We start from the raw sequence: 21,851 nt of genomic DNA on the forward strand, positions 1-21,851 counted from the left end.
GGCCGACCGCGACGGAAAGCGCCTGTTCCTGTCGCGCAATCGTGGTCCTGAACTGACGGAGCACTGCAATGCAGTCGACGATCGATTTCTCACATTATCTGAAGAAGACGGGCCCGGGCCTCCTGCATCTCGATCTCGCAGTCGAGGGCATCAATTGCGCGGGTTGCATGGCCAAGATCGAGCGCAATCTGTCGAAGATTCCGGACGTGACCTCGGCCAGGGTCAATCTAACGGACCGCCGGCTCGCGCTGGAGTGGAAGGCGGGCGCGGTCGATCCCGCGCTGTTCGTCGATCGTCTCGCCGAGCTCGGCTACAGGGCCTATCCGTTCGAGCGCGCCGACGCCGAGACGAGGGAGGCCGAGCGCGCAAGTGCGCTGCTGCGGCGCCTGGGCGTCGCCGCCTTCGCGGCGATGAACGTGATGATGCTGTCGGTGCCGGTCTGGTCCGGCAATCTCAGTGACATGCTGCGCGAGCAGCGCGACTTCTTTCATTGGCTCTCGGCGCTGATCGTGCTGCCGGCCGCCGCCTATGCGGCCCAGCCGTTCTTTTCCTCGGCCCGGGCGGCGCTCCGCGCCCGCAATGTCAACATGGACGTGCCGATCTCGGTCGGCATCGTCCTGGCGCTGGCGATGTCGCTGTTCGAAACGGCCATGCATGCCGAGCACGCCTATTTCGACGCGGCGATCATGCTGATCGCGTTCCTGCTGGCAGGCCGCTATCTCGACCAGAACATGCGACGGCGCACCCGCGCCTTTGCCGGCAACCTTGCCGCGCTGAAGGCGGAGACCGCGACCAAGTTCGTCAGCGAAGAGGAGATCCGGACGGTCCCCGTCGCCGCGATTCGCCCCGGCGACATCGTGCTGCTCCGTCCTGGCGAGCGTTCGGCCGTCGACGGCAACGTCATCAGCGGCCGCTCCGAGATCGACCAGAGCCTGATCACCGGCGAGACACTGCCAACGACGGCGGTAGCGGGAAGCGCGGTCTACGCCGGGGCGCTGGTGCGGTCGGGCGCGTTGCGTGTCCGCGTATCGGCGGCCTCCGAAGCAACGCTTCTGTCTGAAATATCGCGCCTGCTCGAGAATGCCGTGCAGTCGCGCTCGCGCTACCTGCGTCTGGCCGAACGTGCCTCGCGGCTCTATGCCCCGCTCGTTCACGCCACGGCACTGCTGACGATGATCGGCTGGCTTATCGCAGGTGCCACGCTCCACGATTCAATCGTGATTGCAATCGCTGTCCTCATCATCACCTGTCCCTGCGCGCTCGGCCTCGCCATTCCGGCCGTTCAGACGGTGGCCTCCGGCGCCCTGTTCGGCTCGGGCGTGTTGCTCAATGCAGGTGACGCGATCGAGCGGATCGCTGAGGTCGATCGGGTGATCTTCGATAAGACCGGCACGCTGACTCTGCCTGAACTCGACGTCGCAAATGCCGGGTCAATCCCTGCCGATGTGTTCGATTTGGCCGGCCGCCTGGCGCTCTCGAGCCGGCACCCGGTCGCCGCCGCGGTTGCGCGCGCGGCAGGCGCAAAAGCGCCGCTGCCGGGCATCGCGGAGGTACCGGGGCAGGGCGTTTCCGGCGTGGTCGATGGTGTCGACATCAGGCTGGGGCGGCCGTCCTGGTGCGGCGCCGATGAGGCGGCTAACCAGATTCTCCAGAACGATCCCGAGGCATCTGTCGTCGCGTTTCGACATGGTTTGATGCGCCATGTCTTTGCAGTCCGGCAGCGGATCCGTCCTGATGCGGCGAACACCGTCTCTGCGCTGCAGCGGGTCGGCTTGACTGTCGAGATGCTGTCCGGCGACCGGGAGCCGGCCGTCAGGGCCGCTGCCGAGACGCTCGGCATTTATCATTGGCGTGCCGAGGTGACCCCGGTCGACAAGATCGCCCGCATCGACGAGCTCGCGCGCCATGGCCACAAGGTGCTGATGGTCGGAGACGGTCTGAACGATGCGCCGGCGCTGGCCGGCGCTCACGCCTCGATGTCGCCGGTCACCGCAACGCAACTCAGTCAGTCGGTGGCGCATGCGGTGTTTCTCGGCGAGCGGCTTGCACCCGCGCAAGCCGCAATCGCCATTTCACGCCAGGCGCTGCGGCTGATGCGGCAGAACCTCTGGCTCGCGGTGATCTACAACGCGCTCGCCGTGCCGGTAGCCATGGCCGGTCTGGTGACGCCGCTGATCGCGGCGGCAGCGATGTCCGGCTCATCGCTGCTCGTGATGCTCAACGCCTTGCGCGCGCGCCGGCAGAGGGAAGCCATCTGATGGAAGTCCTGGTCTATCTGGTTCCGCTTGCGATCATGCTCGGTGCCCTCGGCCTTGCGGCCTTTCTCTGGTCCCTCAAGAACGGTCAATATGAGGATCTCGCTGGCGCCGCCTGGCGGGCGATCGCCGACGATGAGCCGTCTGAAAATTCCTCCACCTTGGTGGGCCCAGCGATGGCCCAACATCAGCAACGCGATCGCAATCCTGGCGAAGATCATCAGCAGGGCCCATCAGGACGCCTTCGCGGCGAACCGAGCGGGGTTCGGCAAACCGGACGGTCGCCCCCGCTCAGCGATTGCCGCCCACCTATCAACAGCAGCTGGGGAAATTGGTCAGCTTATGGAAGGCGCAAGAAGATGTCGGCTTCAGCTGTGAACATGCGGTAGATCGTGAATTTGTCAGATCGATGATGCGTAACACCGTAATCAAAACGACCCGCAAACCCGACTTAAACTACAACCTCACCCCCCCTCTTTGCAGAGAAAGATATTCTCATGGCCTCAAGAGCATGGCCTAGCCTCTCCACAATCGTTTCCGAAGTTTCTCGATTAGTTGTGCTCGTCGTAAGACGCGAGCATTCGACGAGCTTGGATAACGATTTTAAACCCCAGTCAAATAGGGTCTCACGAGGCTATAACGTCCCCTTCTCGCGTGAACGCTTCGATGCCTCAAAGTCTCGCCGAAAGATTTTGTTCTCGTAGATCAAGCGCCACGTCGCGGTGGAGCTATCACTGGCCGTGAGACCGAGTTGAATGAAAAGGTTGGAGGTATCGAAATTCGTAAACCACCTCGATTGACCGCCGCGTATACCTGCAACGAAGTAGCCTGATTGAGCGTATATCGACTCACCAAGCCTGTGAACTTGAGTGCCTTTTCCGTATTTGTCTGACAGTAGACTAGCTAGCTCGTCGTAGCGAGCCACCGCCGCACTACCTGCAGGGTCTTCGCTGAACGGACGGCTGGTTATAAGGACACGCCAAAGCTTGTCGTTGAACCCAAATGACAGTAAGGCCGCGCTTTGGTCGGCCAGCGCCTTTTCCATCTTCGATGCGAGATAGCTCTTTCCGAAGTCCGTTCCTTCAATTTCTTTGAGTTCGACCCCTTTGGCTTGAACCTCAGCGGAGGAACTTCCCCAAACAAGGCCGATCGGACCATCTGTTGCAGGCGACTGTGCGTGCGTAGGCAAGGCGAGGCACGATGCTGCGAATGCAATCAGGCCAAGAGCATACTTCATAACGCGTCACGATCCTTTACGACTTTGCCAGGTGGTTGAGTAGGCTTGCTCGAATTCTCGGTGAGAGTCGGAAACGGCAGTGGAATTCCATGCTTTGCGGAGTAAAATTTCAATCGGAGTTGAGATACACTCAACTCGTCAGTTTCTGCCTTTAGAAGAGACATCGCCTGAGCCAGCCCGCCGGAGTACCTCGCGGCCTCAAGCTTAGAGGCGGCAGCCTTCTTCTCTGCCTGCGAGAGCTCTTCAAGGATCACATTTAGTTCTTGGTCGGATGCGTCGTGAACCGGCCGACCGTCAAGCCGATAGTCCAGCGTGATACGTCTGACAAAAGAAGCTCGTTTTTGGTCGAGCATGGCCAGCGTATTTCGCGCGATTGCGAGCCGAACCTCGATTAGAGATTTGAGAAGTCCCGGTCCATACTTTTCGCTCTCCTCTTGCGTGGTCGATATCTGTGAGGTGAGAGCGGCCCTGTCTCGATCGATTTCAATTGTTGAGACCTGGGGCTCTTGAAGTACGGCCCCAAGGGTCACGCTCAAGGCGACGCTTAGGATTGTCAAAATGGCTACTAAGAATTTTTGCACTCTCGCCCCCAAGGCGGCGGATCATTTCGCAACTTAGGGGGGTGCACAAGCAAAAAAGACCGAAGGCTAGACTTTGGTCGGGCATTTCTCGTGCCGCGCGCGGCGGATTCTTAGTTGCACCGCGACCACTGCACCGGAATTCGCTAAAGATGGGGGATGCAACCGTCGATTTTGCCCAAGGGTCGTTCGATCCGCCACGCAACCCAAAGATTGCGATTGCCTCCGGATTTATACTTAGGGGAATGACACGAGTTTCGAAACCTGGAGAAGCGGGCAGACTGCCCCCATCAACGATCGAAACCGGAGTTTCTGCCATGCTCACCGCCGCAACTGCCGGGTCTTCAATCCACGCGCGTTCGGCCGCTGCGGTTCGGTCAAACTCCCTGCCCGAAGGCCCGCTGGGCTTGATCGGCGCTTCGACGCGGTTTGCGCGCAATGCTGAAATTTACGGCGAAGACGATCCGGCTGAATACCTCTACCAGGTCATCTCCGGCGCGGTGCGAACCTGTCGCACGCTGGATGACGGCCGTCGCCAGATCGGAAGCTTCTATCTGCCCGGCGACATCTTTGACGTCGAAGCCACCGAGGTGCATCTTGCCTCGGCGGAAGCGATCAGGGAGGCGCATGTCGTGGTCGCCAAACGCAGCGCCGTGATGGCCCGGGCCGAGTACGAAAAGAATTTTGCCAGACAGCTCTGGACGCTTGCGGTTCGCGAGCTGCAGCGTATGCACGAGCATTCAATGGTGCTGATGAAGAGCGCGGAAGAACGGGTGGCCGGGTTTCTGCTGGAAATGGCGGGCCGCAATGCCGCCGCTCAGTCGATCGAACTGCCGATGACGCGTCAGGACATCGCCGACTATCTCGGCTTGACGATCGAAACGGTGTCGCGGACGCTCAGTCAGCTGGCGCAGTCCGGAACCATCGCCCTGGAAACCTCGCGCCGCATCGTCCTCCGCAACCGCGTGGCGCTGAGCCGGATCAATGCCTGACAATCGAATCTCCTTTCGCGCTTTGTGACCAGCCCTTTCGCCTTTGAAGGGCCTGTATCCAATCCGATCTCATCCCCCGAACCAGGTGGGTTGGTTTGTAATTTTGCAGGTTTATAAAAGTTGGATTGATTTCAAAGGATATTTTCAAACTGACAGCGAATCGAAGTTCTGCAGTTTAGGAGCAAATCAAGATCTAAGTGAGCTGGCGCGATTTGCGCGACTCGCGGTATGCCGTTGTCGTCAATCTCCTCACTGCGCAAAAGGTATAAGATGGTTGCAGCTGCCCGTGAATTGCCAGCTTCAGGATATGCGCTCGAAGTAGATGGCCGACTCAAGGCCGAATTTGCGACCAGGGACGGAGCCAAAACGGGTGCCGAAGAGCTGAAGAAGCGCTTTCCCATGCTTCGAATCAGAATCTATGACGCGCAGACAAAGATTCGAGAAGAGGTCTAGGTCCAGGCGCCTGGTCGTTCCATCCGCATTGGATTTGCCGTGCGTCTCCCTGCGGGGACCGGGCTGTCGGCTGCGCTGAAACCCCGGCTTTGGCCGGGTTTTCACCCATTCGGGCGTCCATCCCTGACGCGAAGGCCGGCGCTCAGCTGAGGATCTGGCACCGGCACGTTGCTCCTGCAACAGACATAACGCGTCTGCAACAAGCATTGAGAGTGAGAGGGCTGGCCGGGTTCGGCCGCGACGGGTTGGAGCTGCGAGAGAGGCTTGCAGCGCCCGTCGCGAAAGATCCGCGGTGTCCAGACATCCTCGCACGCGCACCGGCCAGGACCGGGCCACCCTTTATGACGAAATCACCGACAAGATCATCGCCGAGCTCGAGGCCGGCCGCGTGCCGTGGGTTCAACCCTGGGGGACGGAGGCTGCAAAGGCGCCGCTGTCGATGCCAAGGAACGCAGCGACGACCCGGCCCTACAGCGGCATCAACGTTCTCATCCTCTGGGGGGCGGTGATCGAGCGCGGTTTTGCCGGCCAAAGCTGGCTGACCTTCCGCCAGGCGCTTGCGCTCGGCGGTCATGTCCGCAAGGGCGAGCGCGGCATTGCCGTGGTCTATGCCGACCGCTTCGTGCCGGCCGACGAACGGCGCCGTGCGCGTGAGACAGGCGAAGAGGCGCAGGCCGTTCCATTCCTGAAGCGGTTCACCGTCTTCAACACCGATCAATGCGACGGACTGTCCGCCGACATCGCGGCCACCGCGCCAATGCCGCCGCCGGGCATGATCGAGCCGCAGGTCGAGTCCCTGATTAAGGCAACCGGCATCGACTTCCGCATCGGCGGCAATCGCGCCTTCTATATGCCGGCAGAAGATTACGTGCAGGTGCCGCCGCCGGCGGCTTATTTCGAACCGATCAATTGGCACCGGACCGCGCTGCATGAGCTCGGCCACGCCAGCGGTCATCCTTCGCGCCTCAACCGCGATCTCGGCGGTTCCTACGGCACAAAAAAATACGCGTTCGAGGAATTGATCGCCGAATTGTGCGCAGCATTTTCCTGCGCTTCACTCGGCATCGTGCCGACCGTGCGGCACGCCGACTATATCGGTTCCTGGCTGGAAGTCCTGCGTGAAGACAACCGTGCGATCGTGCGGGCGGCCTCACAGGCGAGCAAAGCCGCGGATTATCTGCTTGGCTTCCTGCCAGCAGATAGTCCAACCGCTTCGGCCGATTGTGCCGCGGCAGATCAGGAGGCGGCGTGAGCGGAGTTGAGCTGCCAAACAGAGGAAGAGGGTGCCGCCGAGCGCCACGACGGGTTGGAAGTCGAGAGAGAGGCTTTCGGCCGCCCGTCGTGGAGACAAAAAATGACCAAGGCAGTCCAAAAGATCACGCTGTCGCCCTCGCGTGACATTCCCTTTAACAAGCTGGTGCTGAGCCAGTCCAACGTTCGGCGCGTCAAGGCGGGCGTCTCAATCGAGCAGCTTGCCGAGAGCATCGCCCACCGAACGCTTTTGCAAAGTCTCAATGTCCGCGCCATCGTGGATGCCGCGGGCAACGAGACAGGCATGTTCGAGGTGCCGGCCGGCGGCAGGCGTTACCGTGCTCTCGAGCTCCTGGTCCGGCAGAACCGCATGTCGTTCTCGGTGAGCGGCGATCACGCGCGCCTGGAGCAGGTCTGCGACAATATCGGCCGGTCCGGCTCTGATGAGCCGTACCAGATCCGCCGCACGCTGACCGAGAATCTTTCAATTATCCACCCAGCGCGATATCGGTGAGGCGTGACAACCCGCACCATAGCCCGCCGCGCCCGCGCGCCCGCGTCAATCAGGCAGTCTTCGTCGTATGCATACCTGGGGTCTGAGCAAAGAGCTGAACGCGTCTCAGAAAATTATCGCAGCTAGCGTGCCAAGCGCGCCGAACACCAGCCCGATCAGCGAACCGGCTGTCGGCACGTCTCGAAAGAGCAGAAGCGCCAGAATCGGTTCCACAACTAGAATTGCTCCCACCGATACTGCGACGATGATCCAGATATTCTTGAGATACATGTAGCCGAGTGCGTATCCGCAGACGAGCAGGATACCGCCCGCCGATATCAACAGGAACATCGGCAGGAGCGTTGTGAAATGCCCGCCAGCTTTCCCAAACTGCTTTGAGGCAATCAACTCGGCGACTATCGAAAGGGCTTCTCCAAAGAAAATCGCCCCCACCGCCACAATTTTCAATATTGAGCTCATCGCCTGATGCAAAAGCAAGGTGAAAGGTACCTTCTAATATTGGAATTTATCTGGCGCTGCCTTTTACAACTAGAGTCATTATCATTGCGAAGCCATCGCATTGCTCGCGATGTACTCCAACCAGAATTGCAAGGTGCTCGAAGTTGCAATCTCCATCCAATGGTCGACGCTTAAGAGCGCAATTTTGGGCATAGGCAGCGCATGATCCGGGCATCCGTACTCAAGAGACTTCATGGCCATGCCGCGGCTCCCGACGCTTGCCGCGGGTTCGCGGTCGCGCTGGCGACAACAACAGCCTATCGCAAGCGAGCGCAAGTGGTTGTGAAGGCTATTCCGACGTCACAACCTCGTAGGTGGGGTTTGCTAAGGGAGCCGGCCGCATGGGTTCAGCGCGCGATTCATGATCTCTATATGAACCACACCAGAACCAAAAAAGGCAGCTGCGGCTGGAATCGTCATGATGGCGATCGGACGTCTTGAGATGCGCGACGAATAGCCTGCTGGTGACCTTAGTGAGTAGGCCGCTCGAAGGTCCTGACCGGCTTGGCATCGCTGGGCTCGACGCCTTTGATCGCGAAGCCCCACACCTGGCCGCTGTCGGACTGGGTGACGTAGAGCCCGGTTGGAGCGCAGATCCACGCCATTGGTGGAGCACCCATGGTACGCGGCGCGATCATGACCTCGCCATGTCCCGTCAGCAGTGCGTGCGATTCCGAGTGTGATCAACCCGCCTCATAGAAATGGTCCACGACCTGAGGCCTGACAGCCTGAGCTTATGAAGTCATCCCCAAAACTTCCCGGAATCGCGAGCATTGTTGGCTCGGCGGCGCCCCCGAAGATTCCGCACTGGACCGTTCAAGACAACAGGTCAGGCCAAGCCGAAAGGTGCAGCGTCCGGAATTGTACCCCACCAAAACAGAGAGGCGACGGCATGTTTTGTGTGTGGCAAACTTCTTTGCCAATGTTTGAAAGGGACAATCCGTCCACCAGAGCCGCTCGCAGCGCTCACGCTCAGGAGCAGTCGGATGATTACGCCGGTTCGACGGAACTGGAGTCCAAAAGAAATGTTCAATGCTCTTACGCCGGCGATGTTCAGCGCCGAACCGTCGGTTGTGCGCGCACGTTGGAATAAATTGTGGCCTGACCTGTACACGGAATATGACGCCAGGCATTTGAAAACCGAGCTATCCGTCCGCAATCTGATCACTACCGATGAAGCTCGGGCTTTTTTTACTGTCTGGGCCGCAGACGAAGAGCGTCACACCGATGGCTTTATCCGCATCATTGAACTTGTCGCCAATGGATCCGAGAGGAACCTCCGAGAGAGGTTGGAGGCTCGACCGCATGATTTCGGTGCGATCAATGACCACCTCGCCGACGAATTTTCTGTGATGGTTATGATCGCATTTGATGAGATGTGCACTTGCCACGCCTATGCCGCCGAGAAGCCGTTCTATACCGAACTTCGCAACGACATCTTCCATCATTGGCTGCGAGAGGTGATTGCCGACGAGGCGGTTCACTCGATGAACGCCGTTAACGTGATCCGCGCACGCTATCGCGACCGCGTTGGAGAAATTGGTGCAATGCTCAATAGGATAGTCAGCGGCATTGACGATCTGAGCTATGCTGGCACCTTCCTGCTGGACTATTTCGGCGTCGTATACACGAAGGAATTGCTCGACAAATGCCGCGTCGCGATCCTGAGAAATGTCGAAAAGCCTCTCCCGGCCATAGAGCGAGACAGATGGAGCCATCGCCCAAATTGAGGTCGACGCCGTGACCCTGTTGCGGAGTAATTCCGGCAATTTAGAACCCGCTCCGATTCCATCGGAATGGAAAAGGCTCTAGACGCTCCGCCTAGCATAGCAGTGCGGATCAGGTCGACCGCCGTGAGGTCGCCACGCTGAAGGCCGCCGAGTGGGACAGAAACTGACAGCAGCTCACACCTTGGTTCCTGCCAGGCGCTGCGGCCGTTTCGGCCAATGCACGCCCGGTGCCGCAGCAGCGGGATTCAAACCGCAAGAGAGAGAGGAAGAGGGCAGCATGGAGTGCCACGACGGGTTGGAAGTCGAGAGAGAGGCTTTCGGCTGCTCGTTGTGGAGAACCGAAATGACAAAGCCAGTCCAAAAGATCACGCTGTCGCCTTCGCGTGACATTCCCTTCAACAAGCTGGTGCTGAGCCAGTCCAACGTTCGGCGCGTCAAGGCGGGTGTCTCGATTGAGCAGCTTGCGGAGAGCATCGCCCAGCGGACGCTTCTACAAAGTCTCAATGTCCGCGCCATCGTCGATTCCGAGGGCAACGAGACAGGCATGTTCGAGGTGCCGGCCGGCGGCAGGCGCTACCGTGCTCTCGAGCTCCTGGTCAAGCAGAAGCGTATGTCCAAGACGCAAGCCGTGCCCTGCGTTGTTCGCGAGGGAGGCATTGCGGAAGACGATTCGATCGCAGAGAACGATGAGCGCGTCGGCCTGCATCCGCTCGATCAGTTTCGCGCATTCCGGACGCTCCGCGACCTCGGCATGAGCGAAGAGGACATTGCCGCGCGGCATTTCGTGGCGGTGGCAATCGTCAAGCAGCGCCTGCGCCTGGCGTCGGTCTCGCCGAAGCTGCATGAGGTCTATGCCGACGACGGCATGACGCTGGAGCAGCTCGTGGCGTTCTCGGTGAGCGGCGATCATGCGCGCCAGGAGCAGGTCTGGGACAATGTCAGCCGGTCCGGCTATGACGAGCCGTACCAGATCCGCCGCATGTTGACCGAGAACACCGTACGTGGGTCCGATCGCCGTGCGCAGTATGTCGGCATCGACGCCTACGAGCGCGCCGGAGGTCCGGTTCTGCATGATCTGTTCGAGCATGACGACGGTGGCTGGCTCCAGGACGTGGCACTGCTCGACCGTCTTGTCATGGAGAAGCTCAAGCAGGACGCCGAGGTGATCGCGGCCGAAGGGTGGAAGTGGATCTCGGTGGCAGTCGATTTTCCATTTGGCCACAGCAGCGGCTTGCGGGAATTGGAGGGAACGCCGGCCTCGCTCAGCATCGAGGAGCAGGGCACGATCGATGCACTCAATGCCGAGCGTGACAGGCTCGAAGCCGAGTACCAGGATGCTGACGAACTCCCCGAGGAGATTGACCTCCGCCTTGGGGAGATCGAGGCGGCATTGCTCGCGTTCGAGGAGCGGCCAATGATCTACGATCCGGCCGACATCGCCCGCGGCGGAGTCTTCATCAGCATCGATTCCGAGGGACAGCTCTCGGTGGATCGCGGCTACGTCCGGCCGGAGGATGAACAGGCGGTCGTCGATACTGAGCCCCGACAGGGCAGCACAACGATTGAGGGCGAGAATGCCGTCGGTCCGGTGCAGCGTACCGCCATCACCGTCGGTGGCGCACCAACCGAGCCGGCCGAAGAGGATGAGGACGATGCTGCAAGACCGCTGCCGGACCGTCTGATCACCGAGCTGACGGCCTATCGAACGCTGGCGTTGCGCGACGCGCTTGCCGAGCATCCCTCGATCACGTTCCTAGCGGTGCTGCACAGTTTCGTGCTGGCAACCTTCTACAGGTTCGCAGCGTCCGCCAGTTGCCTCGAGATCGCGGTGCACACGCCGACATTTCCGGCGCAGGCTCCGGGATTGAAGGACAGCGCGCCGGCCAAGGCGATCGATACCAGGCACGAAGCCTGGAAAGCGCGGCTCCCGAACGATGCGAAGGAGCTTTGGGATACGCTCACGGCATTGGACGGCCATGCGCAAGCAGCCCTGTTCGCCCATTGTGCGTCGTTCTCGGTCAATGCCCTCTATGAACCCGTGAATCGCTACGCCCAGGGGCGGGTATCGGTTGATGGGCTCGCGCGCAGGCTCGGCCAGGCCGACGTTCTGGCGCGGGCGGTCGGGCTCGACATGGTGCAGGCCGGCTGGAGGCCGACCGTCGATAATTATCTCGGCCGCGTCCCCAAGCCACGTATTCTGGAGGCGGTGAGGCAAGCCAAGGGCGAAGCATCCGCAGAGCTGATCGACCATCTCAAGAAGGCCGATATGGCCAGCGAAGCCGAACGCCTTCTTGACGGCACGGGATGGCTGCCGGAGTCACTGCGCCTCACTGACGCTATCCAATCGGCAGACCAAGACGCAGACGCGGGCCCGCTTCCCGAGTTCCTCGTCGGCGATGAGGAGGGTCGCGAGACCGCAGACGACGTTCAGCCACACGGCATTGCCGCCGAATGAGTGGCCGGAGTGGCACGGCAATCCCGCCGTGCGCTTCCTTCGAAGTTGCTTCCGAAGCCCGGCATCGTGCCGGGCTGCTCGGTTTGGAATGCGGCTGCTGCGCCCCAAGCCTTGCGCGCGGCGTAGCCGCGTCCTCCCCCGTGCGGTGGCGGCAAGGGGTGAGCAGAGTGAGAGATCGGCCGGGACAGGTTTGAGCCGGTCGGGTCGAGAGAGCGCCCGTCGGCTTGAACCGTTCCCGCTCTCCTCGAAAGCTCAACCCCCATGATCAATCTGTCCTGCTCCGCGACCGCCGCGGCTGCGTCCTCTATCGCCCAAGCCGCGCGGCTTATCCTCTGTGACCTCGAACATGGCCGGCGAATCGATGCAGCAAGTGTTCTGCGTTCCGCCATGGAAAGCGCCTTCGGTGGCTCGGATGCCGCCGGCGCCTGGCATTGGAAGGCCGCCTATGAAGCCTGTGAGGCGGCAACCGTTCTTTTCCTGCGCAAGCATGGCGCCGCCATGCGGACCAAGGCGGGATCGCCGGCAGCGCAACTCTCGATGCTGGCCAACGTCGCAGGCCTGCTTCCAACCCATACGCGCAGGTCGGAAGAAAGCGAGGCGTTTCAGCAATTCTCGACGCCGATTCCGCTTGGCTTTGTCGCCTGCACCGCCGCCGGCATCACCACCACAGATCTCGTGCTGGAGCCCTCGGCGGGCACCGGACTTCTCGCCATCCTCGCTCAGATCTCCGGCGGCACACTTGCGCTGAACGAGCTCGCCGAAACGCGCGCCGGGCTGCTCGATCTGTTGTTTCCCAACGTGACCGTCACGCGCTACGACGCGGCGCAGATCGACGATCATCTCGAGGCGGCTGTTGCCCCGAGCGTCGTGCTGATGAATCCGCCATTTTCGGCTCTGCCCAATGTGGATCGGCGGATGGCGGACGCAGCACTGCGCCATCTCTCCTCGGCATTGGCCAGGCTTCGCGACGGCGGTCGCCTCGTGGCGGTGACCGGCGCAAGTCTCGCCCCCGACAATCCAAGCTGGACCGACGCCTTCATCCGTCTCCAGGAGCGCGGCCGCGTGGTATTCTCGGCTGCGATTGCAGGGGCGGTTTTTGCCAGGCACGGGACGGCGATCGATACGCGGCTCACCGTCATCGACAAGCAGCCTGCGCCGGACAGAAGCGTCTTTCCAGCATCTCCAGGCGTGGCGCCGGACGTAGCCACGCTGCTGGCATGGGTCCTCGAACATGTGCCGCCGCGGCTTCCGATCACTTCATCTGTTCTGGCTCCGGTCAGCTCGACCGTGCCGGTTCGGCGATCCGCTCCCGCCTTCACGATGCGTTCCTCGCCCGGTCAGCGGCTCGGCGAACCGGACAGCGTAGAGCTGACCTACCAGACGGTCGACTGGACCCCTCCGGACGGAGCTCATCTGACCGATGCGCTCTATGAGGACTACACCTTGCAATCGATCCGCATTCACCGATCGCAGCCGCATCCGACCAAACTGGTGCAGTCGGCCGCGATGGCCTCGGTTGCCCCGCCGAAGCCGTCATACCGGCCCCATCTTCCGGTCAACCTCGCTATCGACGGCCTGTTGTCGGACGCCCAGCTTGAAAGCGTGGTCTACGCCGGCGAAGCACATTCGGCCTTCCTTGCCGGCGCCTGGACGGTCGATGCGACCTTTGACGGTGTGGCTGCTGCGCGCGACGACGCTCCACATGCCGTCCGCTTCCGCCGCGGCTGGTTTCTGGGCGACGGCACCGGCGCGGGCAAGGGCCGGCAGGTCGCCGGCATCCTGCTCGATAACTGGCTGAAGGGCCGGCGCCGGGCGGTTTGGATCTCCAAGAGCGACAAGCTGATCGAGGACGCACAGCGTGACTGGTCGGCGCTCGGCATGGAGCGGCTCCTGGTCACGCCGCTCTCACGCTTCCGCCAGGGCACCCCGATCCGGCTGTCGGAAGGCATCCTATTTACCACCTACGCTACGCTGCGCAGCGATGAGCGCGGCGAAAAGCTTTCGCGTGTCCGGCAGATCGTCGAATGGTTGGGCTCCCATTTCGACGGAGTGGTTGTTTTCGACGAGAGCCACGCCATGCAGAACGCCGTGGGCGGCAAGGGGGAGCGCGGCGAGCAGGCCGCCTCGCAGCAGGGACGCGCAGGTCTGCGGCTGCAGCACGCCCTGCCCAATGCACGAGTGGTCTACGTTTCCGCGACCGGCGCCACGACCGTTCACAACCTCGCTTATGCCCAGCGGCTCGGCTTGTGGGGCGGCGAGGACTTTCCGTTCGCCACGCGCGCCGAGTTCGTCGAGGCGATCGAGGCGGGCGGTGTTGCGGCGATGGAGGTGCTGGCACGCGATCTCAAGGCGCTCGGTCTGTATGCGGCCCGTTCCCTTTCCTATGAAGGCGTCGAATATGAACTGATCGAGCATGAGCTCACCCCCGAACAGATCCGCATCTATGACGCCTATGCGGCCGCGTTCAGCATCATTCACAACAATCTCGATGCCGCGATGCGAGCGGCCAACATCACCGGCGAGACCGGGACCTTGAACGCCCAGGCGAAGTCGGCGGCCCGGTCGGCCTTCGAATCCGCAAAGCAGCGCTTCTTCGGCCATTTGCTGACGTCGATGAAGACGCCTTCCTTGATCTGCGCCATCGAGCGCGATCTCGGGCAGGGGCATGCCGCGGTCATCCAGATCGTCTCGACCGGCGAAGCGCTGATGGAGCGCCGGCTCGCGGAAATCCCGACCGAGGAATGGGGTGATGTGCAGGTCGACATCACACCGCGCGAATATGTGCTCGACTATCTCGCTCATTCTTTCCCGGTCCAGCTTTACGAGCCTTTCACCGACTCCGACCTCTCCTCCCGGCCTGTGTACCGTGATGGTCAGCCCGTCGAGAGCCGGGATGCGGTTGCGCGTCGCGACCGGCTGATCGAGAAGCTTGCCTCGCTCGCGCCCGTGCCCGGCGCCCTCGACCAGATCGTCCAGCGCTTCGGCACCGATAGGGTCGCCGAAGTCACCGGGCGCTCACGCCGGATCATCCGGAAACATGACCGCCTGATGGTCGAGAACCGCGCCGGTTCGGCGAACCTCGCCGAAACCGCAGCCTTCATGGACGACCTCAAGCGCATCCTCGTTTTCTCGGATGCCGGCGGCACGGGTCGCAGTTACCACGCCGAACTGTCGGCGCGGAATCGCCGTCTGCGGGTGCACTACCTGCTCGAACCCGGTTGGAAGGCCGATGCAGCAATCCAGGGGCTCGGCCGGACCAACCGGACCAATCAGGCGCAGCCGCCGCTGTTTCGTCCGATTGCGACCGACGTGAAGGCCGAGAAGCGCTTTCTCAGCACGATTGCGCGCCGCCTCGACACGCTCGGCGCCATCACCCGCGGTCAGCGTCAGACCGGGGGGCAGGGGCTGTTTCGGCCCGAGGATAATCTCGAAAGCATCTACGGCCGTGATGCTCTGCGCCAACTCTACCTGCTCCTGGTTCGCGGCAAGGTGGATGGTTGCTCTCTTGAGATGTTCGAGAATGCGACCGGGCTGAAGCTCGTCGACTCCAATGGCATCAGGGATGACCTGCCGCCGATCACGACCTTTCTCAACCGTCTGCTGGCGCTGACCATCGAGCTGCAAAACGTGCTGTTCACCGCCTTCGAGCAGTTGCTGACGGCGCGGATCGAAGGCGCAATCGCCTCCGGAATCTATGATGCGGGCCTCGAGACCCTTCGCGCCGAAAGCTTCGTCGTCACGCATCGGCGCACCATCTACACCCATCCTGCGACCAGCGCCGAGACACGGCTTCTGACGATCATCCAGCGCGAACGCAACCGGCCGCTCACTCTGGATGATGCCCTCGGCCTTCTGCCGGATCGCCGCGCAGTCCTGCTGGTGAACGAACGTTCCGGCCGCGCGGCGGTGCAAGTCCCGGCTCCAAGCCTGATGCTGGACGACGGCGAAATCGAGCAGCGCGTCAAATTGGTCCGGCCCATGGAAAGCCACAATGTCCCATCCAAGGCCATGGCCGAAAGTCATTGGATCGAGACAGACCGTGAGCACTTCAGTGCAGCCTGGACAGCTGAGCTCAAAGACGTGCCAGAGTTCACCGAGAGCACGATCCACGTCGTCGCCGGGCTGCTCCTGCCGATCTGGAAACGGCTGCCGAAGGAATCGACCCGCGTCTACCGCCTCCAGACCGACGCCGGCGAGCGGATCATTGGGCGGAAGGTCTCGTCCGCCTGGGTCGCCAACGCGCTTTCGGGTGAGCGACCGATACTCGAGCCCGAGGACGTCTTCGCCGCCTTGCGCGACGGCCGCGCGTTCGTCGAGCTCGCTGAGGGCCTGACACTGCGGCGCGTCCGCGTCATGGGTGCGCATCGCATTGAGCTCGCGGACTTCAACGACACCATGCGCGACCGCTTGCGGACCTATGGACTGTTCAGTGAGATCATCTCCTGGAAGCTGCGCATGTTCGTGCCCACCGATGCAAGCGGGGCCGTCGTGCTTGGCAAGGTGCTCGAAAGCTACCCGGTCGAGCGCATCTGCGAACGCGAGGCCGCATGATGCGGCGCGATGCTTCCGACCGGGCATGCCGCCTCGCGCGTGAGGCCGAGGCTGTGTGCCGCCACTTTCTCTCCACCCGCAAGGGCGAGGGAGGCTGCTGGCTGCGGGGCTATGTTCACAACCGGCCTGGCCGCTCCTTGTTTGTACGGCGCCACTGCTCGCACAAAGGACCGTCCGGCAAGTGGACCGAACAGGGTGCGCGGCGGATTTGCTTGCGCGTTTGCGCCTGGGTGCTGTCTCACAGACGATTGACAGCTCTTGCGCAACCAACTGCCAGCGCAGTGCGGGAGGTTGCGTGATGTCCCGCGACGCTTCTGAGCTGGCGCGCCGGCTCGCCCGTGATGCCGAGGCGGTCTGCCGCCATTACCTGTCCAATGGACGGCGCCAGGGCCGCTATTGGATCGTCGGCGACGTCCGCAATACGCCCGGCCGCTCGATGTTCGTCCGGCTCAGCGGACCGGACTCCGGTCCCGGCGCCGCCGGGCATTGGCGAGATGCTGCCTCGGGCGAACATGGCGATCTCCTCGACGTGATCCGCGAGAGCTGCGGTTTCGTCGATTTTCGCGATGTCGCCGGGGAGGCACGACGCTTTCTGAGTCTGCCGCCCGCTGAACCGCGCCGCAGCCCAAAGCCGGTTCGCACACCCGTCCCCGCCGGATCGGCGGAGGCGGCACGGCGGCTCTTCGCCATGTCGCAGCCGATCCGTCGCACGCTCGTCGAGACTTACCTCGGCCATCGCGGCATCAAGCCTGTGCACGCTGCGGGCGCGCTGCGGTTTCATCCGCGCAGCTACTATCGCCCGGACGACGGTTCGCCGACTGAGACTTGGCCGGCGATGATCGCCGCCGTGACCGATCTTGCGGATCGCATCACCGGCGCACATCGCACCTGGCTCGCGCCGGACGGCTCTCACAAGGCGCCGGTCGACACGCCGCGACGGGCCATGGGCGGTCTCCTCGGCCATGCCGTCCGCTTTGGCGCGACCGACGACGTCCTCGCTGCCGGTGAAGGTATCGAGACGATGCTGTCGCTGCGCTGTGCGCTGCCCGCCATGCCGATGGCCGCCGCGCTCTCAGCCAACCATCTTGCCGCCCTTCTGCTGCCGCCGACGTTGCGTCGGCTCTACGTCGCCCGCGACGCCGATGCCGCGGGTGACACGGCGGTCGCGGCATTGACCCAATGCGCCGAAGCCGCGGGCATTGAGGCGCTTGTCCTGTCTCCGCGGACGGGCGACTTCAACGAAGACCTGCATGCATTCGGCGTCGGCGCCCTGCGGGCGGCGCTGCGCATCCAACTCGCGCCGCAGGATGTCGTTCGGTTTATGCTGTTCGCTGATGCCGGAACGGTGTGACTGATCAACTTGCGGCCCCGCCGGCAATTGGGCAGATCATGTCGTGTTGTCGGTCATGTTGCGGACCGCAGTCGAGCTTGGAATAACGCTACACCGGCCTTGCAAACCTCTGCCGAGATGCGCGGCGCAATCGCTCGGCAGCGATCTGAGCTACAGCGACAGTGGCGCTACCGAATTTGGTAGGTCACCTTTGGCCAAAGCAGAACAGTTGATGGTCGTAATCGACATGCGGTTTGTGCTACGCGACGCCTGAGGAAAGGGGTATCTGATGGCGTGGGTGTACATACTTCTGGCGGACATATTCGAGATCGCATGGCCTTTCATGTTGAAGCGCTCGATCGGGCTTCCAAAATGGACAACAGTTTTTTCGGCGGTGGTCTTCGCTCTTCCGATTTTTCTTCTGTTGGGTGAATCTGTAAAGTGCTTGCCCGCTTCGACGGTTTACGCGGGCTTCGCCGGAATTGCGACCGTGGGGACAGCAATTGTGGGCGTTGCGTTTTTCGGCGAGAGCGCAAATCCTGCTCGCCTCTGTTCGGTCATGTTGGTTGTTGTCGGTCTGGTCGGCGTCAAGTTGTTTTCGGAATAGTCTGTATTTGCATCGGATCATCAGCCATGGCGAACCGAATGCGGCTGTCATGTGTTATCGAAGCGCGCACATTGCGGGAGTTGATGCGCTATGGAGAAACGCATTCCGGATGACGAGAGTTGAAATGTCGCAGCCCGCAGACATCCCGGAAAAGGCCGGCTTCCAGCCGGATCTGCTGGCCTTCGAAGGGTGGATTCAACTCTGATTTGCAACGCTGTTGCTGAGTTCCTCTCAGAAATCTTCGAGGGACGTTCTGAATCCGAGTCTCTTGCGTGGTCGGTCGTAGAGGCGTTGCTCGATCCATCGCAGGCGCTCTTCGGTGATGGTGCTGAAGTCGGTGTGCCGTGGCAAGTCCTGGCGTTCAGTCCATTTGCGTTTTCGTTGCTGCCGCGTTGCCAAGCAGAGTCTGGATCGGCAAAGTAGAGATCGGCCTGCAGCGCTGTGGCAATGAGCCGCCGTCCTTGCGCCGGCTCAGGGCGGTGTCGCTCATGCTCGCTCCGTCCGTCGCAGCGGGCGACGGCGTTGCGTCGGATCGGACCGACAGCAGCGCGCACACGCCGCCGCCTCCCGCGCGTTCAGGCCGGCGCACGCTGGCCTCCCCCCGCAGCGTCGCTGCGGTAGCGGCCGGTCGAGGTCTGGTAGTACTGGGCGCGCATGGCCGCCATGGCCTCGATCAACGGTCCCCACGGCGCGGGAAAGCGTTCTTCCGCCATCACCCGGTGCAGCATGCGCGTATGGCCGGCCAGCTCGTCGTTGAGGAACTCCACCACAGGCATAGCCGGATAGCGCTGCAGCAGCAGGATCGCCGCGTTGTCGGCCTCGCCGGCCGACCTGTCCTTGTCGCGTCCATGCAGATCGTTTTGCAGGCGCCCTATCGCGGAGATGAGCCGCAGGACCTGGCGAAACGCCGGACGCGCGCGCAAGGTCGCCATGTCTAGCCCCCACAGCAACGACAGGCAACAGAACACGTTCGCGTAGGCGATCGAATCGATGCCGTTGTGCAGGTACTCGGCGTAGGACCAGCGTTCCGCCCTTGCCGCCTGCGCGTGTCCGGCGCGCAGCGCCGCGCAGTAGCGCAGGGTCTCGTCGAGAAGCTGAGCATAGTCGCGACGATCGTAGGCGAGCGCGGCCAGTGAGGCGCGTAGCACAGCGCAGCCCTCGAATCCGGGGAGCGCGCACGGCACGCCCTGCGTCAGCGCCTGCTCCACCGCGGCGAGCTGCTCCGGCGCGATCAGGCCAAGGTCGTTGCAATCGTCGAGCCAGAACAGCAGCGCCAGTTCGCGATAGAACGCCACGATCAGCGTTTCGTCCTGCGGATCGCGGCCGGTGCGGGCGCTGGTGTCGCGCAGGCTCGGGTGGATGCGCTGCAGGATGTACTGGCCGCCCCTGACCGCTTCCACGGCATGTTCGTCGGCGAACCCGGTCAGGGAACGCCCCCAGTCCAGCACCTGCTGCAGCGCGCGTTCGGTCTGGATCATGGCGCCGCTCCTGCTCCCGCGGCCAGGACGCGCCGCCCCCAACGAAGCGCCAGCCACAACCCGGCGAGTTCGGCCACACGCACGACCCGGATGGGGCAAAACAGTTCTTTACCGATCCACAGCGGCGTCTGCGGCAATGCATGCGCCGCATGGCGGGCGAGCATCCACTCCAGCGCACGCGCCACCGCCTGCGCGATGCGCCGGCGCCCTGTCGGCTCTTCGCTCCCGTCCATCACGTGCAACGCGAACAGCGCATAAGCGGTTTCCTCGAATGTGGATGCGCGACCGGCGCCCCAGCCGCCGTCGTCGCGCTGCGCCTGCAGCAGCGCCGCCAGCGCGCGCTCGTCGCGCCACTGGGGCTTGCCTTGCGCCAGCGCAGCGACCGCATGCGCGGTGGGATACAGCCACGAAGCGTGCCATTTTTCGTTGTCCCATAGACCGTGCGGGTTGCGATTGGCCTCGACGTAGGCGCTGGTGCCGGCGGCGGGCTTTCCCAACAGTCGCAACGCATGCAGGGCATGGATGTTGGTCGACACCGAGGCATTGCGCTCGCCGGGGAAGGTGACGAACAGCTCGCCGATTTCGAAATGGCGCAACGCATCGACCGCCGGGTCGCGGCCTGCAAGGCGCAGGACGCACAACGCAATTGCGGTGTCGTCCGCATCGGCCGCGAAGTGCAAGGCCGGGCCCAGACCGCGCACGCCCAGGCGGGCGTCGAGCTGCGCGACGATCACGCGCACCGCCTCGGCGAGCGCGGGATGCGCGAACAGCCCGGCCAGATGCAGGGTGTACAGCGACCAGCATGGCTCGAACACATTGATCGGCCAGACATTGGGAACGACACCTTCGATGCCGCTGCGCGTCGCCCGCGATGCCGCCTGCAGATATGCGTCGGCGCGCCCGACCTGCGGCGTGCTCCCTTGTGTCACGGCGTGCGCACGCCACGCGGCGGTGGCCGCCGGACTGATGCCGATGCTGCCGTCGTCATCCGGGCACGCGGCGGCCGGCGACGTCCCCCAGGCTTCCCAGGAGTGCAGCAACGGATGGCCGCTCGGCAACGTCGCCATGGCCCCCAGCTCGGCCCCCAGCTTGACCAGGCGCGCGTGCCGCAACGGCAACAGCGCCGGGTGGCGCGGAAACGCCATGCCGCCCGGCAGGGATGCGGCCTCGCCGCAAAACTGCGGCAGGATCAGCTCCGCGCCGATCGGCGCATCTTCCGGCACCGCATGCGCGTAGGGATCGGGCTGGCGCTGGAGAAACCGGGTTGCAGCCTGGACTGCGTCGGCAGCGCCGGGAAGAGGATCGGCACGCTGCAATGCCAGCAACGCCGCCCACGTGGGCGCATGGCGGAACAGCGGGAAGTCCGCGCTTCCCCATCCGCCATCAGCCCGTTGCTGCGCGATGAGCCACGCGTATGCGTCCTGCCGATCGGTGACGTTGCCGTGAAACTGCAGAGCTCGCGCCGTGTCGTAGACGGACGGACCCACGCTGCCGCCATCGCTCATCTCACTCAGCAGGTGGCGCAATTCGGAAAGGATCTGTTCGGACAGCGCGTTCACGCGAGATGTTCCTTCTGCAGACAGTTGACGAGAACCAGGATCGGGCAGACGCCGCGCACGTCGCCGAAGCCCCCGCGCATGTTCGGCGCGGAGAAGACGCGCCAGCGCTGCTCGAACCCGCTTTGCGCCGTCCTCATCCAGATCTCCGGCAGCAGCCTGCTGGATGCGCCGCGCGCCTGCGCGCAATCCGCCGAGCGCGGAAACGCCAGTTCGGTCGTCGTGTTGCGTCGAACCGGTCTGCATGTTGTTCATGTCCTCGTACCTGACAGGAGACGGCCACGGCGAGCGGCGAGCCGCCGCGGTGTTGCCGGCGTCGCACCGAGCGCGCGCGCCGAGTGCAGCAATGCCGCGCGTCGCCGGTAC

Annotated in this window: 16 protein-coding genes and 4 pseudogenes; 11 read left to right on the forward strand and 9 right to left on the reverse strand. The window is 62.9% G+C overall.

Annotated elements, in window-relative coordinates:
- The first annotated feature begins 68 nt into the window (after positions 1 to 68).
- Together RAD10_RS22820 and ccoS are read left to right on the forward strand one after the other, a co-directional pair.
- Positions 69 to 2,258, forward strand: coding sequence for a heavy metal translocating P-type ATPase (locus RAD10_RS22820; protein WP_270163360.1), 2,190 nt, complete (start codon positions 69 to 71; stop codon positions 2,256 to 2,258).
- Positions 2,258 to 2,410: pseudogene (gene ccoS / locus RAD10_RS22825) on the forward strand (cbb3-type cytochrome oxidase assembly protein CcoS); the annotation flags it as partial. The gene RAD10_RS22820 and the pseudogene ccoS, both read left to right, overlap by 1 nt.
- Before the next feature lie 479 nt (positions 2,411 to 2,889).
- Here the strand turns inward: ccoS and RAD10_RS22830 are convergent.
- Both RAD10_RS22830 and RAD10_RS22835 read right to left on the reverse strand, forming a co-directional pair.
- Positions 2,890 to 3,492, reverse strand: coding sequence for a hypothetical protein (locus tag RAD10_RS22830; protein WP_270163359.1), 603 nt, complete (start codon positions 3,490 to 3,492; stop codon positions 2,890 to 2,892).
- Positions 3,489 to 4,073, reverse strand: a complete 585-nt coding sequence (locus RAD10_RS22835) for a hypothetical protein (RefSeq protein ID WP_461619310.1) — start codon at positions 4,071 to 4,073, stop codon at positions 3,489 to 3,491. Before RAD10_RS22835 ends, RAD10_RS22830 begins: the two co-directional genes overlap by 4 nt.
- 314 nt (positions 4,074 to 4,387) lie before the next feature.
- On the opposite strand from RAD10_RS22835, the gene RAD10_RS22840 reads away from it, so the two are divergent.
- The 4 genes and pseudogenes from RAD10_RS22840 to RAD10_RS22855 all read left to right on the forward strand — a co-directional run.
- The gene (locus RAD10_RS22840; protein ID WP_461619311.1) at positions 4,388 to 5,062 is read left to right on the forward strand and encodes a helix-turn-helix domain-containing protein; all 675 of its coding nucleotides are present in this window, start codon (positions 4,388 to 4,390) and stop codon (positions 5,060 to 5,062) included.
- A 270-nt stretch (positions 5,063 to 5,332) separates the two neighbouring features.
- Positions 5,333 to 5,515: a hypothetical protein gene (locus tag RAD10_RS22845; RefSeq protein ID WP_027545378.1), complete on the forward strand. Its 183-nt coding sequence runs from the start codon at positions 5,333 to 5,335 to the stop codon at positions 5,513 to 5,515.
- 292 nt (positions 5,516 to 5,807) lie between these two features.
- Complete coding sequence (locus RAD10_RS22850; protein WP_270163356.1) at positions 5,808 to 6,767, forward strand: ArdC family protein; 960 nt, start codon at positions 5,808 to 5,810, stop codon at positions 6,765 to 6,767.
- Positions 6,768 to 6,869: 102 nt separating this feature from the next.
- Positions 6,870 to 7,247: pseudogene (locus RAD10_RS22855) on the forward strand (ParB/Srx family N-terminal domain-containing protein); the annotation flags it as partial.
- A gap of 138 nt (positions 7,248 to 7,385) precedes the next feature.
- Here RAD10_RS22855 and RAD10_RS22860 read toward each other — a convergent pair.
- The 3 genes from RAD10_RS22860 to RAD10_RS22870 all read right to left on the reverse strand — a co-directional run bounded on the left by RAD10_RS22860 (position 7,386) and on the right by RAD10_RS22870 (position 8,416).
- Positions 7,386 to 7,757, reverse strand: a complete 372-nt coding sequence (locus tag RAD10_RS22860) for a hypothetical protein (protein WP_461619312.1) — start codon at positions 7,755 to 7,757, stop codon at positions 7,386 to 7,388.
- A gap of 63 nt (positions 7,758 to 7,820) precedes the next feature.
- Positions 7,821 to 7,979: a hypothetical protein gene (locus tag RAD10_RS22865; protein ID WP_270163355.1), complete on the reverse strand. Its 159-nt coding sequence runs from the start codon at positions 7,977 to 7,979 to the stop codon at positions 7,821 to 7,823.
- 269 nt (positions 7,980 to 8,248) lie between these two features.
- Positions 8,249 to 8,416, reverse strand: coding sequence for a hypothetical protein (locus RAD10_RS22870; RefSeq protein WP_270163354.1), 168 nt, complete (start codon positions 8,414 to 8,416; stop codon positions 8,249 to 8,251).
- 348 nt (positions 8,417 to 8,764) lie between these two features.
- On the opposite strand from RAD10_RS22870, the gene RAD10_RS22875 reads away from it, so the two are divergent.
- The 5 genes from RAD10_RS22875 to RAD10_RS22895 all read left to right on the forward strand — a co-directional run bounded on the left by RAD10_RS22875 (position 8,765) and on the right by RAD10_RS22895 (position 18,451).
- The gene (locus tag RAD10_RS22875; RefSeq protein ID WP_270163353.1) at positions 8,765 to 9,508 is read left to right on the forward strand and encodes a hypothetical protein; all 744 of its coding nucleotides are present in this window, start codon (positions 8,765 to 8,767) and stop codon (positions 9,506 to 9,508) included.
- A 343-nt stretch (positions 9,509 to 9,851) separates the two neighbouring features.
- Positions 9,852 to 11,963, forward strand: a complete 2,112-nt coding sequence (locus tag RAD10_RS22880; RefSeq protein ID WP_270163352.1) for a ParB/RepB/Spo0J family partition protein — start codon at positions 9,852 to 9,854, stop codon at positions 11,961 to 11,963.
- 261 nt (positions 11,964 to 12,224) lie between these two features.
- A complete protein-coding gene (locus RAD10_RS22885; protein WP_461619313.1) occupies positions 12,225 to 16,514 on the forward strand; it encodes a strawberry notch-like NTP hydrolase domain-containing protein in 4,290 nt (1,429 codons plus the stop codon).
- Positions 16,515 to 16,812: 298 nt separating this feature from the next.
- A complete protein-coding gene (locus RAD10_RS22890) occupies positions 16,813 to 17,865 on the forward strand; it encodes a DUF7146 domain-containing protein (RefSeq protein ID WP_270163350.1) in 1,053 nt (350 codons plus the stop codon).
- Between the two features lie 268 nt (positions 17,866 to 18,133).
- The gene (locus tag RAD10_RS22895) at positions 18,134 to 18,451 is read left to right on the forward strand and encodes a DMT family transporter (RefSeq protein WP_270163349.1); all 318 of its coding nucleotides are present in this window, start codon (positions 18,134 to 18,136) and stop codon (positions 18,449 to 18,451) included.
- Positions 18,452 to 18,682: 231 nt separating this feature from the next.
- Here RAD10_RS22895 and RAD10_RS22900 read toward each other — a convergent pair.
- From RAD10_RS22900 to RAD10_RS22915, 4 genes and pseudogenes are all read right to left on the reverse strand, one after another.
- A pseudogene (locus RAD10_RS22900) lies at positions 18,683 to 18,906 on the reverse strand (transposase); the annotation flags it as partial.
- A gap of 120 nt (positions 18,907 to 19,026) precedes the next feature.
- Positions 19,027 to 19,929 (reverse strand): terpene synthase family protein, encoded by a 903-nt coding sequence (locus tag RAD10_RS22905; protein WP_270163348.1) that lies wholly within the window; start codon positions 19,927 to 19,929, stop codon positions 19,027 to 19,029.
- Positions 19,926 to 21,488 (reverse strand): hypothetical protein, encoded by a 1,563-nt coding sequence (locus RAD10_RS22910; protein WP_461619323.1) that lies wholly within the window; start codon positions 21,486 to 21,488, stop codon positions 19,926 to 19,928. Before RAD10_RS22910 ends, RAD10_RS22905 begins: the two co-directional genes overlap by 4 nt.
- Positions 21,489 to 21,569: 81 nt before the next feature.
- Positions 21,570 to 21,731, reverse strand: a pseudogene (locus tag RAD10_RS22915) (polyprenyl synthetase family protein); the annotation flags it as partial.
- Positions 21,732 to 21,851 lie beyond the last annotated feature (120 nt).

Source organism: Bradyrhizobium sp. 23AC, from assembly GCF_054863025.1.

Bases quoted from the DNA above. Each gene is read 5' to 3' on its own strand.
- RAD10_RS22830 (WP_270163359.1), bottom strand. From the start codon at position 3,492: ATGAAGTATGCTCTTGGCCTGATTGCATTCGCAGCATCGTGCCTCGCC.
- RAD10_RS22840 (WP_461619311.1), top strand. From the start codon at position 4,388: ATGCTCACCGCCGCAACTGCCGGGTCTTCAATCCACGCGCGTTCGGCC.
- RAD10_RS22820 (WP_270163360.1), top strand. From the start codon at position 69: ATGCAGTCGACGATCGATTTCTCACATTATCTGAAGAAGACGGGCCCG.
- RAD10_RS22865 (WP_270163355.1), bottom strand. From the start codon at position 7,979: ATGGCCATGAAGTCTCTTGAGTACGGATGCCCGGATCATGCGCTGCCT.
- RAD10_RS22875 (WP_270163353.1), top strand. From the start codon at position 8,765: ATGATTACGCCGGTTCGACGGAACTGGAGTCCAAAAGAAATGTTCAAT.
- RAD10_RS22890 (WP_270163350.1), top strand. From the start codon at position 16,813: ATGTCCCGCGACGCTTCTGAGCTGGCGCGCCGGCTCGCCCGTGATGCC.
- RAD10_RS22845 (WP_027545378.1), top strand. From the start codon at position 5,333: ATGGTTGCAGCTGCCCGTGAATTGCCAGCTTCAGGATATGCGCTCGAA.
- RAD10_RS22870 (WP_270163354.1), bottom strand. From the start codon at position 8,416: ATGATCGCGCCGCGTACCATGGGTGCTCCACCAATGGCGTGGATCTGC.
- RAD10_RS22885 (WP_461619313.1), top strand. From the start codon at position 12,225: ATGATCAATCTGTCCTGCTCCGCGACCGCCGCGGCTGCGTCCTCTATC.
- RAD10_RS22895 (WP_270163349.1), top strand. From the start codon at position 18,134: ATGGCGTGGGTGTACATACTTCTGGCGGACATATTCGAGATCGCATGG.
- RAD10_RS22880 (WP_270163352.1), top strand. From the start codon at position 9,852: ATGACAAAGCCAGTCCAAAAGATCACGCTGTCGCCTTCGCGTGACATT.
- RAD10_RS22905 (WP_270163348.1), bottom strand. From the start codon at position 19,929: ATGATCCAGACCGAACGCGCGCTGCAGCAGGTGCTGGACTGGGGGCGT.